This window comes from Pararobbsia alpina (genome assembly GCF_965118125.1).
Taxonomy (GTDB): domain Bacteria; phylum Pseudomonadota; class Gammaproteobacteria; order Burkholderiales; family Burkholderiaceae; genus Pararobbsia; species Pararobbsia alpina_A.
This window is the reverse complement of the sequence record NZ_OZ221287.1, coordinates 1,875,799-1,891,875: the sequence shown is the minus strand read 5'-3', so window position 1 is coordinate 1,891,875 and position 16,077 is coordinate 1,875,799. Positions and strand designations below refer to the sequence as shown.

The following is a 16,077-nucleotide window of genomic DNA, read 5'->3' as shown; positions in this document are numbered from 1 at the left end:
GGGCCGAATTCTGCATTCTAGCCCGTTCGTGCAATCGGGATCGTCTCCCCGCTCCCGCTACCGTGGTTCGCCTTTTTCACCTCTATCTGATCCGAGCAGGCACATGACCTTGTTTTCCGCCGTCGAACTCGCCCCGCGCGACCCGATTCTGGGCCTCAACGAAGCCTTCAATGCTGACACCCGCACGACCAAAGTGAATCTGGGCGTGGGCGTGTACACGAATGACGAAGGCAAGATTCCGCTGCTGCGGGCGGTCCGTGACGCCGAGAAAGCCCGTGTCGACGCTGCGCTGCCGCGCGGCTACCTGCCGATCGACGGTATTGCCGCCTATGACTCGGCCGTCCAGTCGATGCTGCTCGGCGCAGACTCGCCGCTGATCGCCGCTGGCCGCGTGCTGACCGCCCAGGCCCTCGGCGGCACGGGTGCGCTCAAGATCGGCGCCGACTTCCTCAAGCGCCTGAACCCGAACGCCAAGGTCGCGATCAGCGATCCGAGCTGGGAAAACCACCGCGCGCTGTTCGAAGGCGCTGGCTTCGAGGTCATCAACTACCCGTACTACGATCCGGCCACGTACGGCGTCAACTTCGCAGGCATGATCGCCGCGCTCGAGTCGTATGAAGCGGGCACGGTCGTCGTGCTACACGGCTGCTGCCACAACCCGACCGGCGCGGATATCACGACCGACCAGTGGAAGAAGGTCATCGAAGTCGTCAAGGCACGCCAGCTGGTCGCGTTTGTCGACATCGCGTACCAGGGCTTTGCTGACGGTATCGATGCAGACGCAACGGCGGTGCGCGAATTCGCGAAGGCCGACCTCGACTTCTTCGTGTCGAGCTCGTTCTCGAAGTCGTTCTCGCTGTACGGCGAACGCGTCGGCGCACTGACGATCGTCACCTCGAGCAAGGACGAATCGACGCGCGTGCTGTCGCAGCTCAAGCGTGTGATCCGCACGAACTATTCGAACCCGCCGACGCATGGCGGCTCGATCGTCGCTGCCGTGCTGAGCAGCCCCGAACTGCGTCAGACGTGGGAAACGGAACTCGGCGAAATGCGTGACCGCATTCGCACGATGCGCAACTCGCTGGTTGAAAAGCTCAAGGCTGCCGGCGCATCGCGCGACTTCAGCTTTGTCGCAAAGCAGCGCGGCATGTTCTCGTACACGGGTCTGAGCGCCGATCAGGTCGAGCGCCTGCGTTCGGAATTCGGCATCTATGCCGTCAGCACGGGCCGTATCTGCGTGGCCGCGCTGAACACGAAGAACATCGACGCGGTCGCCACCGCGATCACGGCAGTGCTGAAGTAAATCGCCGCCAGGATCGACCTCGGCTAACGAGTCGATCCACGTAGCACGACACTGCAACGGGCTGGTCCGTCATGGGCCAGCCCGTTTTTATCGTCTGCATCGGGGAGCCACGCCGCTCCACCACTTGCGTAACGCCGGCCCTTTGCAGCATGTCCGCGCGTCGCATCACCATTCGAAACGTGCCAGCCGCCCGCGACGGCTAACTATCGCGGGGCCCCGGACTCTGATGTTTCACCGCTCATCACGATGCACGTCGTGCGTGACGAATCCCGAGTCGTTTTCAGGGAAAGCGAGCCATTCAGGGTGTTCGAGCGTAGCGCGCGTATCGACCAGACCCGACTCCCAATGCTCGCGCATCGTCGAGTGGCCGAACTGGAAGTCCTTGAAGTGACCGTCGTACTCTTTGGCCTGGTAGATCAGGTGGATCACGTTATAGCGCTTGCTGCACGCAAGTTCCTCGGCGACGCGGCACCAATGATCGTTCTCGCGGACTTCGGGCGGCACCCTGCTTAGCACCTCATGCAGCACGTGCCGGAACCGTTGCGACCGCTGTAACATATCCGTGACCAGACGCGTGCGGCTCGAATACTGAATGTCCTTTTGGCGGCCACCGACGTCGGTCAGGTTATCCGGCACCGGACCCAATGCGCTCCAGAGATCGACCTGAAACGCGAGCGTGTCTCGCCGCGGCGTCGTCTGAAGTACCCGCGTGAGCGGCGTATTCGACATCAGGCCACCGTCCCAGTAGTACTCCCCATCGATCTCGACGGCCGCGAATCCCGGCGGCAACGCTCCCGACGCCATAAAGTGCTCGGCGCGCAGGCGCTGTTTCGTATTGTCGAAATACGCGAAGTTGCCGGTTTTCACATTGACCGCGCCAACCGAAACGCGAATGCCGCCGTCATTGATCCGGTCGAAGTCGCACATCTGCTCGAGTGTGGCCTTGAGCGGACGCGTGTCGTACCAGCTCGCGGTGGTCGGATCGCGCTTGGACAACGGCGAAGGCGGCGGCATGCGCGGCACGAAGAAGCCCTTCTGCCCCTCGAGCACCGTTTGCACGGCCTGCCATGTCGTAAAGCCCTTGCGGATGAAATCGCTCGCGTGAAACAGCGCCTGCTCGAGTCCGGACGGCACGGAAATGCCATACGCCGGCGTACACACGAGTTCCCAGAACTCGATGAGCCGCGACAATCTGCGCTCGGGCGGATTGCCCGCAATCAATGCGGTATTGAGCGCGCCAATCGAAATGCCGGCAATCCAGTTCGGTGCGATGCCCGCCTCTTCGAGGCCCTGATAGACACCGGCCTGATACGCGCCTAGCGCCCCGCCGCCCTGAAGCACAAGGGCAAGCGTCTCGTACGGCGGCACGGTGACGCGCTTGGCCTGATACGGCTGATCGTGTGGCGTTGCGCCTTGACGGGCGTCGTCGCCGACCACGTTGTCCTCTGTCGATTCCGCCATTACAGGCCTCCCCGATGAGCGAGTCTGCCGCGCGCGGAAGTCGGGCGACCTCCCTTTCACCGCACGACATCACCACGGCCGAGATGGCCGCGGTGCGATTCTGCTGAAACTGATAAAGCTGTTGAAGCTGATGACGCTGATGAAGCGATACCGCAACACACACACGCCGCGCTACTCGCCGCGACGCGCGTGTTGGAATAACGTTGCGCTCATTCAACTTAGTGCAAGCCGATACGCGTAGCAATCGCTCACGCACCGGCCCGCGTTGCCGCCTTGCTGCTTACTGCATGTACCAGCCGTGGCTCACGACGAACGATTGGCCCGTCAGCGCGGCGCTCGGGAACGTCGCCAGGAACAGCGTGGTCTGCGCGACGTCATCGACCGTCGTGAAGACGCCGTCGACCGTGTTGCCGAGCATGACCTTCTTGATCACTTCGTCTTCGGTAATGCCGAGTTCCTTCGCTTGCTCGGGGATCTGCTTGTCGACGAGCGGCGTGCGCACGAAGCCCGGGCAGATGACGTGCGAACGCACGTTGTGCTTCGCACCTTCCTTGGCCAGCGTGCGGCACAGACCGAGCAGGCCGTGCTTGGCCGTCACGTACGCCGACTTGAGCGGCGACGCTTCGTGCGAGTGCGCCGAGCCCATATAGATCACGACGCCGCCGCGATCGCCCTTGTACATATGCTTGATCGCAGCCTTGGTCGTCAGGAACGCGCCATCGAGGTGGATGGCCAGCATCTTCTTCCAGTCCGAGTACGCGTAGTTCTCGATCGGGTTGACGATCTGAATGCCTGCATTCGAGATCAGGATGTCCACAGAACCGAATTCCGCGGCGACCTTGTCGATACCTGCATTGACGGCGTCTTCGTCGGTGACGTTCATCGCGATCCCAATCGCTTTGCCGCCAGCCGCCTTGATCTCATCAGCGACTGCGTTCGCGCCATCGAGGTTCAGGTCGGCAATCGCGACCGCTGCGCCTGCCTTGGACAGCACAAACGCGATTTCCTTGCCAATACCGCTGGCAGCACCTGTGACCACTGCAGTCTTTCCGGCGAGTTGCGACATGGATCAATCTCCTTGGTTCGATGAATGGCATTGGAACACGATTGCGGCACCGCACACTATCCGGCCAAACGACATTGGCCATGCGGCCGGTCGCGCGGCGCGCGTGCCCGCAAGCCCCGGCCATCAAGGGGTTGCAAGCAATTCGACACGATCACGCCTGGCCATCCGGCCAGGGTGACGTTGTGTGAATCAGCGCGCTATTGTGCTCCCGCAGCGTGACATTCGCTAACCAGCACCCTCCTGAAACCGGAGTGAAAGGCGCATGGAAACGATCGATACACCGACGATGCGCGATCGGTGCGCGAAGGGTGCGGATACTTTCAGAAACCCACACTACTGAAAGGGTCTGCCCGCGAGGTCATCGTTCGCGTTTAAAGTGGCACGCGCTTGGCACAACCGAGCGCACGGGGCATGGAGTCTGCCCTCACGAAGCACCCCTTTGATTTACCTCCCCCAAACAAAGAAGGATGACATCAATGGAATACCGCCGTCTTGGCCGTTCGGGCCTTCAAGTCAGCGAACTCTCGATCGGCTCGTGGGTCACGTACGGCTCGCAGGTCGACACGCGCGCAGCGCGTGAAACGCTGGCCGCCGCGTTCGACGCCGGCATCAACTTCTTCGACAACGCCGAAGCCTATGCAGGCGGCGAGTCGGAAAAGATCATGGGCCAGGCGCTCAAGGAACTCGCATGGCCGCGTGCGAACTACGTCGTCTCGACGAAGTTCTTCTGGGGCCTCGAAAACCGTCCGAATCGCTATCACACGCTGAACCGCAAGTACCTGATGGATGCGATCGATGGTTCGCTCGCCCGCTTCCAGCTCGACTATGTCGATCTGGCGTTCTGCCACCGTCCCGATCCGAACACGCCGATCGAGGAAACCGTGTGGGCCATGAGCGACATGATCACGCGCGGCAAGGCGCAGTACTGGGGTACCTCGGAGTGGAGCGCCGAAGAGATTCGCGCGGCCTACGAAATCGCCGAGCGCCACCATCTGCACAAGCCCGTCATGGAGCAGCCGCAGTACAACCTGTTCCATCGCAAGCGTGTCGAGAACGAGTACGCACGCCTGTATGAAGACTACGGCATGGGTCTCACGACGTGGAGCCCGCTCGCTTCGGGTCTGCTGACCGGCAAGTACCGCAACGGCATTCCTTCGGGCAGCCGCGCGCAACTGCAAGGCTATGACTGGCTGCAACAGCAAGTGCTCGATCCCGTGAAGAACGAGATCGTCGGCAAGCTCGACGCGATCGCGAAGGAACTCGGCGAAACGGTCGGCACGCTCGCACTGGCATGGGTGCTCAAGAACCCGAACGTCAGCACGGTCATCACGGGTTCGTCGCGCATCGAGCAGCTGCACGAGAACCTCAAGGCCGCTGAGCTGGCCAAGCGCATCACGCCGGAAATCCAGCAGCGCATCGAAGACACGGTCGGCGATAACTACGCCTGATCGGTCGTCTCCGGAAGCAACGGTCACGCACGACGGCCGTTGCTTTGCTCGCTTGCCACCAACATCACCGCAAGGTGCCCGCCGTCGTGTCATGCCGACCGACACGGCGACGATGTGAAGGCGCGATGTCTCCTCATCCGCGCGTTTGATGCCTGTTTGTTGCGGCGTCCGCTTCTTGCTCGCCATCATCCGGGCGCGATTCGCTACTCCGGCCATCGCCTCCGGTATCAGCGGCGCACGACGCGTCTACAATAGCGACCTTTCCCGTCGCTATTGCTTCCCCCATGCTGAGTTACCGCCACGCGTTTCACGCCGGCAATCATGCCGATGTCCTCAAGCACCTGATCGTGGTCGAGGCGCTGCGGTATATGGCGCAGAAAGACAAACCCTTCTGGTACATCGACACGCATGCAGGCGCCGGCGCCTATGCGCTCGACTCCGCGCAAGCGACCAAGAATGCCGAGTTCGATACCGGGATCGGTCCGCTCTGGAACCGCAAGGATTTGCCCGAAGCCGTTGAAGCCTTTGTCGATGAAGTGCGCGCGATGAACCCCGACGGGACGCTGCGCTTCTATCCGGGCTCACCGTATCTGGCATGGCGCACATTGCGCGAGCAGGACCGCCTGCGGCTGTTCGAGCTGCATCCGACCGAAATCAACGTGCTGCGCGAGAATTTCCATGACGCGGGGCGCCGCGCCATGCTGTACGCGGGCGATGGCTTCACCGGCATCCTCGCCCTGCTGCCGCCGGCGCCACGCCGCGCGTTTGTGCTGATCGATCCGTCGTACGAAGACAAGAAAGACTACGCGCGCACGATCGACACGCTCAACGAATCGCTCAAGCGCTTCGCGACCGGCACGTACGCCGTCTGGTATCCGCAAGTCCAGCGGCCCGAGTCGCAACGCTTTCCCGAGCAGCTCAAGCGCGTGCTGCCGTCGAACTGGCTGCATGCAAGCCTGACCGTGCGCAAGCCGTCCGCGGACGGCTACGGCCTGCACGGCAGCGGCATGTTCCTGATCAATCCGCCGTATTCGCTCGTCAACGCGCTCAAGACGACCATGCCGTATCTCGTCGAACAGCTCGGCATCGACGATGGCGCGAAATTCACGCTCGAATCGAAACTGAGCTAAGGGAAATAAGGCGCGCTCGCGTCCAATGCGAAAGCATGTCGGATCGGCGTTGAGGTCGACGACACGACGGTAGCGCGATGAGTTTCCAGGCAACGTCCAGGTTGCTCAGGACGTCGCCTCTTGTGCCGCGCCGCCGATCACATCATCAATTCGACGGCGCTTTCGGCGCAGGCGCGATCCCGGTGCCGCCGCGCGTCGTCGCGTTCAGGCCCGTGGAACCGCTACGCAGACCGGTGCTCGATCCCGCATGGAGTCCGGTGCCCGCGCCGCCCGTGCCGGACGTTCCGCCCCCCTGACCGCCATACTGCCCCGGCGTCACGTTGATATACGGCACAAACGGCAGGTTGTTCGGATTGTTCTGCGAACCGTCGTCGCCCGCGGGCTTGGCCGGTGTCGCCGGTGTCGCCGGCGTGGCCGGTACGCCGGCACCCTGCCCCTTCGGACCCGGCTTGAGCGTGACGACCTTGTCGCGTTTTGCCGGATTACCCGTTACGCGGTCGTTTTTGAACGGCGCCGTCTCGTAGGTCGTCGCCGGCGCGCCGCCGCTGACGCCATTCTGGCTGTCGTAAACGACATCAGGCCGCCCGCCCGACACACTGCCCGTGCTGTCGACGACGACGGCCTGCCTGTCATTCCCCGCCGCATGCGCATGCGACGACACCAGCGCGAGTGCAGCCACAGCGGACATCATGCAGAGCGTCCAGAACCGAACGTTCGCACCCATCCCGCCAGCCGCCGCGCCCTGCGACGCCACGGCCGTTGCGCGGCCCGACGCCATGCTGTAACCGGCTGCGGCGCGACTGGTCTGGAATCTCCCCGACCCGCGCACCGCCGCCCCTTTCAAGTCCGGCGCGGCACACCACGGCGCGCCTGCCTGCTGCCCTTGCATTCCCCGATGCGTCGGACGACCTTCCATGATGACTGCCCCGAAAGCTCCAGTCTTGGTCTCTAAGCTGCCGTGGCGACGCTCGCTCGAGGTCGTTCGACAGCGACCGGTTCCTTCGACTGGTTGAGCAACCGGGTTGCCTCGAAGTATGCCGGATTCGGCGGGCGTTTGAGATAACGTCCCGCACCGCGTTCAGCGCGCAGGTCGCCGTCGGTCCAGACGAGCTTGCCTTGCGAGATCGTGTGCGCGGCGAGCCCCTGCACCTTCATGCCTTCGAAGATATTCGTGTCGACGTTCTGGTGATGCGTCTTGACCGAAATCGTCTTGGTCGCCTTCGGGTCCCAGACGACCAGATCGGCATCCGATCCGACTGCCACGGCACCCTTGCGCGGATAGAGATTGAAAATCTGCGCAGCGTTCGTCGAGGTGACCTTGACGAATTCGTTCGGCGTCAGGCGCCCGGTGTTCACCCCGTGATGCCAGATGACCGACATGCGGTCTTCGACACCGCCGGTGCCATTCGGAATCTTGGTGAAGTCGTCGCGCCCCATCGCTTTCTGCGAAGCGCAGAAGCAGCAGTGATCCGTTGCCGTCGTCTGCAGATGGCCTGCGACAAGGCCCGCCCACAATGCGTCCTGATGATGCTTGGGCCGGAACGGCGGGCTCATCACATGCGCGGCGGCACGATTCCAGTCCTTGTCACGATAGACCGATTCATCGATGACCAGATGGGCTGCGAGCACCTCGCCGAACACGCGCTGACCTTCACTGCGCGCCCGCGCAATTGCATCGAGCGCATCCTTGGCCGACACGTGCACGACATAGACCGGCACGCCGAGCACTTGCGCAATGCGGATCGCACGGTTGGCCGCCTCGCCTTCCACTTCGGGAGGACGCGACAGCGGATGAAACTCGGGACCTGTCATGCCCTTTGCGATCAGTTTGCGCTGAAGGCGGAACACGAGCTCGCCGTTTTCCGCGTGCACAGTCGGCAGTGCACCGAGTTCGAGCGCCCGTGAAAAGCTGTTCACGAGAATCTCGTCGTCGGCCATGATCGCGTTCTTGTAGGCCATGAAATGCTTGAAGCTCGACACACCGTGTTCATGCACGAGCGTGCCCATATCGCGATAGACCGAATCGTCCCACCAGGTCACCGCGACGTGAAAGCCATAGTCCGACGCGGCCTTCTGCGCCCAACCGCGCCACTCGTTGAAGGCCTCCATCAGCGGTTGCTTCGGATTCGGGATCACGAAGTCGATGATGCTCGTGGTGCCGCCCGACAGGCCCGCCGCCGTGCCCGTAAAGAAATCCTCGCTGGCCACCGTGCCCATAAAGGGCAGTTCCATATGCGTATGCGGATCGATGCCGCCCGGCATCACGTATTGGCCGCCCGCATCGACGACTTCCGCGCCGGCGGGCGCCTCGAGCCCCTCTCCGATCGCGACGATCACACCGTTATCGCATAACACGTCGGCGCGATAGCTCTGGTTCGCGTCGACGACCGTGCCCCCTCGAATCAGCAATGCCATTGCTCTGCCTCCTGGTTGCCCTTAGCGGGCCAGCCCCCACCGGCGAGACCCCGCACCCGCGCGGTCCCGCCTTCCTACAGAAACGTAATAGCGAACCGCTTATGCGTTGGCCACGCTCGGGCTCGGGCTCTTGCGCATCTTCATGAGCACGCCGTACACGACGGCTGCGATCACGAGCCCGATAAACCATGCATACGTGTAGATGCTCTTGAACATGTCCGACACGCCCGGGAACGAATCCGGGAACGCCGTGTTCAGGAAGCCCGGCACATTCGGCAACACGCCGAGCACGAGCGCGATGATCGCGGCAAGGTTCCAGCCCTTCTCGTACGAATAGATGCCGTTGTCGTCGAACAGTTCGCGATGGCTAAGCTCGGTCTTCCGGATCAGGAAGTAGTCGACAACCATGATGCCGGCGATCGGGCCCAGCAGTGCCGAATAGCCGACGAGCCAGGTGAAGATATAGCCCTGCGTCGAAGCCAGGATCTTCCACGGCATCATGATGATGGCGATGAAGGCCGTGATCAGGCCGCCTGCCTTGTACGAGATGCCCTTCGGCCACAGGCTCGAGAAGTCGTAAGCCGGGCCGACGAGATTGGCCGCGAGATTGCAGCACATCGTGTCGAGCGTCAGGATCACGAGCGCGATACCCACGCCCACACCCGTCATGCGGCTCGTCAGATCGACCGGATCCCAGATCGCCTTGCCATAGATCACGACCGTGGCCGACGTCACGATCACCGACACGACGGACAGCAGTGCCATCGGAATCGGCAGGCCGATCGTCTGGCCGACGACCTGGTCGCGCTGCGTCTTCGCAAAGCGGGTGAAGTCAGGGATGTTGAGCGCGAGCGTCGCCCAGAAGCCGACCATGGCAGTCAGGCTCGGCCAGAACGTAACCCAGAACAGGCCCGCCTTCTTGCCGCCTTCGGCGAACTGCGACGGCATCGACAACATCGTGCCGAGACCGCCCGCCTGCGCGCAAGCCCACCACACGAGCGCGATACACATGATGACCTTGACCGGCGCGGACCAGCTTTCGAGGCGACGGATCGAATCGGTGCCGTGCACGATGAAGTACAGCTGGATCGCCCAGAAGATCAGGAAGCACACCGCCTGCCCCGCCGAGATGCCGATGACCGGCAGCGGCGAACCTTGCAGAACGTTGCCGAACAGAATGTTCGCGAGCACATAGATCGCGCTGCCGCCGAGCCAGGTCTGGATGCCGTACCAGCCGCACGCGACGATCGCGCGCAACAGTGCGGGCAGCTTGGCGCCTTGCGTGCCGAACGAGCTGCGCACGAGCACCGCATACGGAATGCCGTGCTTCGCGCCGGCGTGGCCGATCAACAGCATCGGAATCAGCACGATGGCATTGCCGAGGAGCACTGTGCCCACGGCCTGCCACGGCGACATGCCCTGCTCGGTCAGACCCGCGGCGAGCATATAGGACGGAATGCACATCACCATCCCGACCCAGAGTGCCGCGAAGTGATACCAGCGCCAGGTCCGTTGTTCGGGACCGGTCGGCGCGAGGTCATCGTTATACAGCTCGCTGGCCGTCGCCAGCCCGGCCGACTGCCTGTCGTTTTGCGTCATGAGTGTGCTCCGTCAAGTGTTGGTTCGGACATTTGTTGTAGGTCTTGTTACGGTGCTGCCCTTTATGTATTTCCATCGACCCCGATGCGCATCGACGCCCTTCAATTACGACCGGCGACGACGTCGTTCGACGCTTCGATCCGTCATCGCCGTATCACTTCAAACCCTCAAACACTGCATCGACGCGGCCGCATCGCGCCGCGCCCTCAATCAAGACGACCCAAAATACGGCTGTCAAGCGGTCGATGAAGCGGTCCATCAAGCACTCCATCAAGCCGCCTTGGCATCGTCCGCCGCCTCGACGCGCATCGGGTTGTTCGGGTGCTCCGTCCAGTTGGAGTAACCGCCCTTGTCGACGCGTTCCATCGTGATGCAGGCATCGACCGGGCACACATGCATGCACAGGTTGCAGCCCACGCAGTCCGCATCGACCACCTCGAAGTGGCGTTTGCCGTCCTTGGTGCTCGTGATGGCCTGGTGCGAGGTGTCTTCGCACGCGATATGGCAGAGACCGCACTGGATGCAACGATCCTGATCGATGCGCGCCTTGATATCGTATTGAAGATTCAGGTATTGCCAATCGGTGGTATTCGCTACGGCGCGGCCCCGGAAATCGTCGAGCGTCGCATATCCCTTCGAATCCATCCAGTTCGACAGCCCGTCGACCATGTCCTCGACGATGCGAAAACCATAGTGCATGGCCGCCGTGCAGACCTGTACGCTGCCGGACCCCAAGGCAATAAATTCCGCCGCGTCGCGCCAGGTGCCGATGCCGCCAATGCCCGAGATTGGCAGGCCAGGCGTTTGCTTGTCGCGTGCGATCTCGCTGACCATATGCATGGCGATCGGCTTGACGGCCGGGCCGCAGTAGCCGCCATGCGCGCCCTTGCCGTCGACAGTCGGCGTGGGCGCCATCAGATCGAGATCGACGGTCACGATCGAATTGATCGTGTTGATCAGCGACACGCCGTCCGCGCCGCCCCGGTAAGCCGCACGTGAGCCGAGGCGGATATCGGTAATATTGGGCGTGAGTTTGACCAGGCACGGCATGCGGGTGCCTTCCTTGACCCAGCGCGTGACCATCTCGATGTATTCGGGCACCTGCCCCACGGCGGAGCCCATGCCGCGCTCCGACATGCCGTGCGGACAGCCGAAATTCAGTTCGACCGCATCAGCGCCCGTGTCTTCGACCATCGGCAGAATCGCCTTCCAGTCCGCTTCGTTGCACGGCACCATCAGCGACACGATCATGGCGCGATCGGGCCAGTCGCGCTTGATCTGGCGAATTTCCTCGAGATTGACGGCCAGCGGACGATCGGTGATCAGCTCGATATTGTTAAAGCCCGCCATACGCTGGCCATTCCACTGCGTCGCACCATAACGCGAGCTCACATTGACGACGTGGGGATCGTTGCCGAGCGTCTTCCATACGACGCCACCCCATCCGGCTTCGAACGCGCGATTGACGTTATAGGCCTTGTCGGTCGGCGGTGCCGACGCGAGCCAGAAAGGATTGGGTGAACGAATACCGGCGATCGTGCAAGTCAGGTCAGCCATAGCCATTCCTTCAATTTTTTGTTGATCTCAAGCCGCACGCGGCATCGATTCGGCCAGCGCGCGATCGATCGCTGCGGCCGCGCACTTGCCGTCTTCGACGGCTTGCACGGTCAGATCCATCCCCGTCTGCGCGCAGTCACCGCCGGCCCACACGCCGGGCAGCGATGTCGCGCAGTGCGTGTCGACTTCGATCTTTCCGCCCACGGTGGCCAACAATTCGAAGCCCTCGCCAAACGACACGAGCGTCTGGCCGATCGCCTTGAACACGGTGTCCGCGGGCACGGTGAACGTATCGCCGGTGCCCTTGAGCCGGCCTTCGTCGATGACGGTCTGCTCGAACAGCACCCCGGTCACGACACCGTCTGTTGCGAGCACACGAACGGGACGTGCGTGTTCAATGATCGTCACGCCGTTCTTCTGTGCGAATTCACGCTCGGCCCACGTTGCGCTCATCGACTCGACGCCACGCCGATAGACCATCGCCACGCTTTGCGCGCCGAGCTTGCGCGATTGAACGGCCGCATCGACCGCGGTGTTGCCGCCGCCGATGACGACAACGCGACGTCCGACGGGCAACGACGCGAGATCGCGCGTCTGCCGCAGCGTTTCGATAAAGTCGACCGCGGACGACACGCCGGCCAGTGCGTCGCCTTCGATACCGAGCGCATTGACACCGGCAAGACCGATTGCGAGAAACACCGCGTCGTAGTCGCCGCGAAGCTGATCGAGCGAGACGTCCTTGCCGAGCGCGATGCCGCACTTGAGATCGATGCCGCCGACGCTCAGCAGCCAGTCGATTTCGCGTTGCGCGAATTCATTGACGGTCTTGTAGGCCGCGATGCCGTATTCATTGAGCCCCCCGCCCTTGCCGCGCGCGTCGTAGATCGTCACGCGGTGGCCATCGAGCGCAAGCTTGTGCGCACACGCCAGTCCCGCAGGACCTGCGCCGACCACGGCGATATGACGCCCTGTGTCCGGCGCACGGCGAAACAAGGCGACGTTCTGTTCATAGACCCAGTCGGTCGCATGACGCTGAAGCGCCCCGATCTGCACGGGCTGGCTTTCCTGCGTATTGCGCACGCAGGCGCCTTCGCAGAGGATTTCCGTCGGGCAGACGCGTGCACACATGCCACCCAGCGGATTGGCTGCGAGGATTGTGGTGGCCGCGCCCTTGAGGTTTTCCGTCTGGATCTTGCGGATAAACGACGGAATGTCGATACCCGTCGGACACGCATTGATGCACGGCGCGTCATAACAGAAGTAGCACCGGTTGGCCGCAACGAGTGCCTCGTCACGCGAGAGCGGCGGCGCCACGTCGGCGAACTGATTCGCAAGCTGCTCGGCCGACAGACGGCCGGCAGCGATATCGCCGGTTTCCTTGAATCGCATAGTCTTCCTTGTGGGTGAAGGAGTGCCCCGCACGATGCATAGCCGTGCGTCTCATGTACTACTCGATGTGTGCTGCCGGAGATTCAGGTGCGCCGCAATCAGGCCTCCGATGCGCGCTCGAGGATCGCGTGCAGCAGCACATTCGCGCCCGCCTCGATCCACTCCGTCTTCGCATCCTCGACTTCGTTATGGCTGATCCCGTCGACGCACGGCACGAACACCATCGACGTCGGTGCGACCTGCGACAGGTAGCACGCGTCGTGGCCCGCTCCGGACACCATGTCACGATGCGAATAGCCGAAACGCTGTGCCGCCGCGCGGACCGAGCTCACGCAGGCAGGATCGAATTTGACGGGTGCATAGTAGAAGATCTGCTCAATGGCCATCTCGAGCTTCGCGTCGGCGACGATCTTTGCCGCGCCTTCGCGGAGTTCCGCATCCATCTGCTTGAGCACGTCGTCATCGGGATGACGGAAGTCAACCGTGAAGAACACACGGCCAGGGATCACGTTGCGTGAATTCGGGTAGACCTGCATCATGCCGACCGTCGCACACGCGAACGGTGCGTGCGCGAGACCGATACGATTCACGAGATCGACAATGCGAGACGCGCCAAGCAAGGCATCGCGCCGGCGATTCATCGGTGTCGGGCCCGCATGCGATTCCTGGCCCGTCAACACGATCTCGTACCAGCGCTGACCCTGCGCATCCGTCACGACACCGATCGTCTTGTCCTCGACTTCAAGGATCGGCCCCTGCTCGATATGCAGTTCGAACGCGGCGTGAATCGGACGGCCGCCGACCGGCAGATCGCCCGCATAGCCGATCCGTTCGAGTTCCTCGCCCATCGTCTTGCCATCGACGTCCTTGCGCGACAGACCATATTCGAGCGTGAACACGCCCGCGAACACACCGGATGCGACCATCGCGGGCGCGAAACGCGAGCCCTCTTCATTGGTCCAGATCACGGCTTCGACAGGACGCTCGGTTTCAATGCCGAGGTCATTGAGTGTGCGGATGACTTCAAGACCGCCGAGCACACCGTAGATGCCGTCGAAACGGCCACCCGTAGGCTGGGAGTCGGCATGCGAACCGGTCACGACCGGCGGCAGCGCATCGTTGCGGCCTTTGCGGCGCATAAACACATTGCCCATCTTGTCGACGCTGACTGTGCAACCGGCTTCACGCGCCCATTTGACGATCAGGTCGCGGCCCTGCTTGTCGAGATCGGTCAGCGCGAGGCGGCACACACCGCCCTTGGCCGTTGCTCCGATCTTGGCCATCTCCATCAAGCTGCTCCATAGACGCGCGCCATTGACACGGGTGGCGGTCGTCAATGCTGCTTCGGTCACTGCGTTCATCCGCATCTCCTTGTGGGGGTGGGCGCCGTATCGAAGTCCGGGCGACCGCGCATTGCGCAGCCACCCTCACTTCTCTACGACGGATACCGTGGCAGGCCACGGCACCGGAATGGCGTTCTTGCGAGCGGCGTCGCCCTCGTGATGAGCACTCGGCACAGTCGAGGTGCAGCAGCGCACCCGTCGCAATCAGACATTTCCGCAGCGGCTTCGAGTCGTTTTCCAATCCTGTCCGCTTGGACAGGTTGTAGACGATTTTTCGAGCGATTTCAAAGCTATATCGATGTCGCGCTGCAACGTAGACCTACGCGAGAACCATGCCAATTCGCGCGTTTCTGGCGTATACCCCGACGCACGCAGATGAGCGCATCGGCGAATGCATATGAGCAGGCGTCGCGCAGGTGAAGCGCGTGCGAGCGACTACAATGACCTTCAGCTGATTTGTGCGTGACGCGGAAACCAATCGGCCCATGCGGCCGTCATGGACTTGAGGTAGCGTTCATGGTGTTTCTCCCGAATCCGAAAGACCCAATGCCATGCGTGAAGAAGACATCGAGGTTGTCGCCCCTTGCGCGGCAGAAGCCGTAGACCCGGCTGCTCAGACAGAAAAGACCGACGCAAAACCGCGGCGTCGAAAGGCGCAGATTCGCGAAAGCAATGAGGCGCAGCTGCTCGCGTGCGCGGAAGCGGTGTTTGCCGAGAAGGGATTCGATGGGGCGAGCACGTCGATGATTGCGGAGCGCGCGGGTTTGCCGAAGGCCAACCTGCACTACTACTTTCCGACGAAGCTGCATCTGTACCGGCGCGTGCTCGAAGACTTGTTCGAAGACTGGCACAAGGCCGCGAACACCTTCGACGCGAGCGACGATCCCGTTGCGGCCATCGGCGGCTACGTGCGCACGAAGATGGCGCTATCGCGCCGGCGGCCCCTCGGTTCGAAGGTGTGGGCCAATGAAATCATCCACGGCGCGACGCATATGCGCGACATTCTCGTCGAGCGCGTCAAACCCTGGATGGATACCCGCATCGTGGTGATCAACGACTGGATTGCCGAAGGTTTGCTTGCGCCGATCGATCCGCAAGCGCTGCTTTTCATGATCTGGGCGACTACGCAGCACTACGCTGACTTCGAAGCGCAGATTCGCGCGCTGTCCGGTCCGCGCAAGCTCAACCCGCAGACATTTGGCGAAACGACGGAACAAGTCGTGGACATGATCATTCGCGCATGCGGCGCACGCACACTCGCGTGCAACGAGAGTCCGCGCGCCTCCGCGATCGGCTGACGCGCCGGATTCGCCGCACCGCATCTTCACGTATTCACCGTCTCGCTGCGAAATCGGTCTTCGGCGAG

The 16,077-nt window shown here is 62.5% G+C and carries 12 protein-coding genes; 4 read left to right on the top strand and 8 right to left on the bottom strand.

Annotation, left to right across the window (positions count from 1 at the left end; translation table 11 throughout):
• The first annotated feature begins 103 nt into the window (after positions 1–103).
• The gene (locus tag ACMFWR_RS08140) at positions 104–1,303 is read left to right on the top strand and encodes an amino acid aminotransferase (protein WP_413194488.1); all 1,200 of its coding nucleotides are present in this window, start codon (positions 104–106) and stop codon (positions 1,301–1,303) included.
• Positions 1,304–1,534: 231 nt separating this feature from the next.
• Here ACMFWR_RS08140 and ACMFWR_RS08135 read toward each other — a convergent pair whose 3' ends face one another.
• Together ACMFWR_RS08135 and ACMFWR_RS08130 are read right to left on the bottom strand one after the other, a co-directional pair.
• Positions 1,535–2,764 carry a patatin-like phospholipase family protein gene (locus tag ACMFWR_RS08135; RefSeq protein WP_413194487.1) on the bottom strand — a complete coding sequence of 410 codons (1,230 nt, stop codon included), beginning with the start codon at positions 2,762–2,764 and terminating at the stop codon, positions 1,535–1,537.
• A gap of 280 nt (positions 2,765–3,044) precedes the next feature.
• Complete coding sequence (locus ACMFWR_RS08130) at positions 3,045–3,830, bottom strand: 3-hydroxybutyrate dehydrogenase (RefSeq protein WP_413194486.1); 786 nt, start codon at positions 3,828–3,830, stop codon at positions 3,045–3,047.
• A 476-nt stretch (positions 3,831–4,306) separates the two neighbouring features.
• On the opposite strand from ACMFWR_RS08130, the gene ACMFWR_RS08125 reads away from it, so the two are divergent.
• Positions 4,307–5,278 (top strand): potassium channel beta subunit family protein, encoded by a 972-nt coding sequence (locus ACMFWR_RS08125; RefSeq protein ID WP_413194485.1) that lies wholly within the window; start codon positions 4,307–4,309, stop codon positions 5,276–5,278.
• A gap of 284 nt (positions 5,279–5,562) precedes the next feature.
• Positions 5,563–6,408: a 23S rRNA (adenine(2030)-N(6))-methyltransferase RlmJ gene (locus tag ACMFWR_RS08120; protein WP_413194484.1), complete on the top strand. Its 846-nt coding sequence runs from the start codon at positions 5,563–5,565 to the stop codon at positions 6,406–6,408.
• A gap of 145 nt (positions 6,409–6,553) precedes the next feature.
• On the opposite strand, the gene ACMFWR_RS08115 is transcribed toward ACMFWR_RS08120, so the two are convergent.
• The 6 genes from ACMFWR_RS08115 to ACMFWR_RS08090 all read right to left on the bottom strand — a co-directional run bounded on the left by ACMFWR_RS08115 (position 6,554) and on the right by ACMFWR_RS08090 (position 14,729).
• Positions 6,554–7,324 (bottom strand): hypothetical protein, encoded by a 771-nt coding sequence (locus ACMFWR_RS08115; RefSeq protein WP_413194483.1) that lies wholly within the window; start codon positions 7,322–7,324, stop codon positions 6,554–6,556.
• Positions 7,325–7,356: 32 nt separating this feature from the next.
• Positions 7,357–8,823 (bottom strand): dihydropyrimidinase, encoded by a 1,467-nt coding sequence (hydA, locus tag ACMFWR_RS08110; protein WP_413194482.1) that lies wholly within the window; start codon positions 8,821–8,823, stop codon positions 7,357–7,359.
• A 99-nt stretch (positions 8,824–8,922) separates the two neighbouring features.
• Complete coding sequence (locus ACMFWR_RS08105) at positions 8,923–10,422, bottom strand: NCS1 family nucleobase:cation symporter-1 (RefSeq protein ID WP_413194481.1); 1,500 nt, start codon at positions 10,420–10,422, stop codon at positions 8,923–8,925.
• Between the two features lie 270 nt (positions 10,423–10,692).
• Positions 10,693–11,979 carry an NAD-dependent dihydropyrimidine dehydrogenase subunit PreA gene (gene preA / locus ACMFWR_RS08100; protein ID WP_413194480.1) on the bottom strand — a complete coding sequence of 429 codons (1,287 nt, stop codon included), beginning with the start codon at positions 11,977–11,979 and terminating at the stop codon, positions 10,693–10,695.
• 27 nt (positions 11,980–12,006) lie between these two features.
• A complete protein-coding gene (locus ACMFWR_RS08095; protein WP_413194479.1) occupies positions 12,007–13,368 on the bottom strand; it encodes an NAD(P)-dependent oxidoreductase in 1,362 nt (453 codons plus the stop codon).
• A 98-nt stretch (positions 13,369–13,466) separates the two neighbouring features.
• Entirely contained in the window at positions 13,467–14,729 is a 1,263-nt protein-coding gene (locus ACMFWR_RS08090) for a Zn-dependent hydrolase (RefSeq protein ID WP_413194478.1), read from the bottom strand.
• A 533-nt stretch (positions 14,730–15,262) separates the two neighbouring features.
• Between ACMFWR_RS08090 and ACMFWR_RS08085 the strand changes: the two genes are divergently transcribed.
• Positions 15,263–16,009, top strand: a complete 747-nt coding sequence (locus ACMFWR_RS08085; RefSeq protein ID WP_413194477.1) for a TetR/AcrR family transcriptional regulator — start codon at positions 15,263–15,265, stop codon at positions 16,007–16,009.
• The last annotated feature ends 68 nt before the right edge of the window (positions 16,010–16,077 follow it).

What these genes read in the sequence shown, in the direction of transcription:
- ACMFWR_RS08140 (WP_413194488.1), top strand. Translation starts at nt 104, where the DNA reads ATGACCTTGTTTTCCGCCGTCGAACTCGCCCCGCGCGACCCGATTCTG.
- ACMFWR_RS08135 (WP_413194487.1), bottom strand. Translation starts at nt 2,764, where the DNA reads ATGGCGGAATCGACAGAGGACAACGTGGTCGGCGACGACGCCCGTCAA.
- ACMFWR_RS08130 (WP_413194486.1), bottom strand. Translation starts at nt 3,830, where the DNA reads ATGTCGCAACTCGCCGGAAAGACTGCAGTGGTCACAGGTGCTGCCAGC.
- ACMFWR_RS08125 (WP_413194485.1), top strand. Translation starts at nt 4,307, where the DNA reads ATGGAATACCGCCGTCTTGGCCGTTCGGGCCTTCAAGTCAGCGAACTC.
- ACMFWR_RS08120 (WP_413194484.1), top strand. Translation starts at nt 5,563, where the DNA reads ATGCTGAGTTACCGCCACGCGTTTCACGCCGGCAATCATGCCGATGTC.
- ACMFWR_RS08115 (WP_413194483.1), bottom strand. Translation starts at nt 7,324, where the DNA reads ATGGAAGGTCGTCCGACGCATCGGGGAATGCAAGGGCAGCAGGCAGGC.
- hydA (WP_413194482.1), bottom strand. Translation starts at nt 8,823, where the DNA reads ATGGCATTGCTGATTCGAGGGGGCACGGTCGTCGACGCGAACCAGAGC.
- ACMFWR_RS08105 (WP_413194481.1), bottom strand. Translation starts at nt 10,422, where the DNA reads ATGACGCAAAACGACAGGCAGTCGGCCGGGCTGGCGACGGCCAGCGAG.
- preA (WP_413194480.1), bottom strand. Translation starts at nt 11,979, where the DNA reads ATGGCTGACCTGACTTGCACGATCGCCGGTATTCGTTCACCCAATCCT.
- ACMFWR_RS08095 (WP_413194479.1), bottom strand. Translation starts at nt 13,368, where the DNA reads ATGCGATTCAAGGAAACCGGCGATATCGCTGCCGGCCGTCTGTCGGCC.
- ACMFWR_RS08090 (WP_413194478.1), bottom strand. Translation starts at nt 14,729, where the DNA reads ATGAACGCAGTGACCGAAGCAGCATTGACGACCGCCACCCGTGTCAAT.
- ACMFWR_RS08085 (WP_413194477.1), top strand. Translation starts at nt 15,263, where the DNA reads ATGCGTGAAGAAGACATCGAGGTTGTCGCCCCTTGCGCGGCAGAAGCC.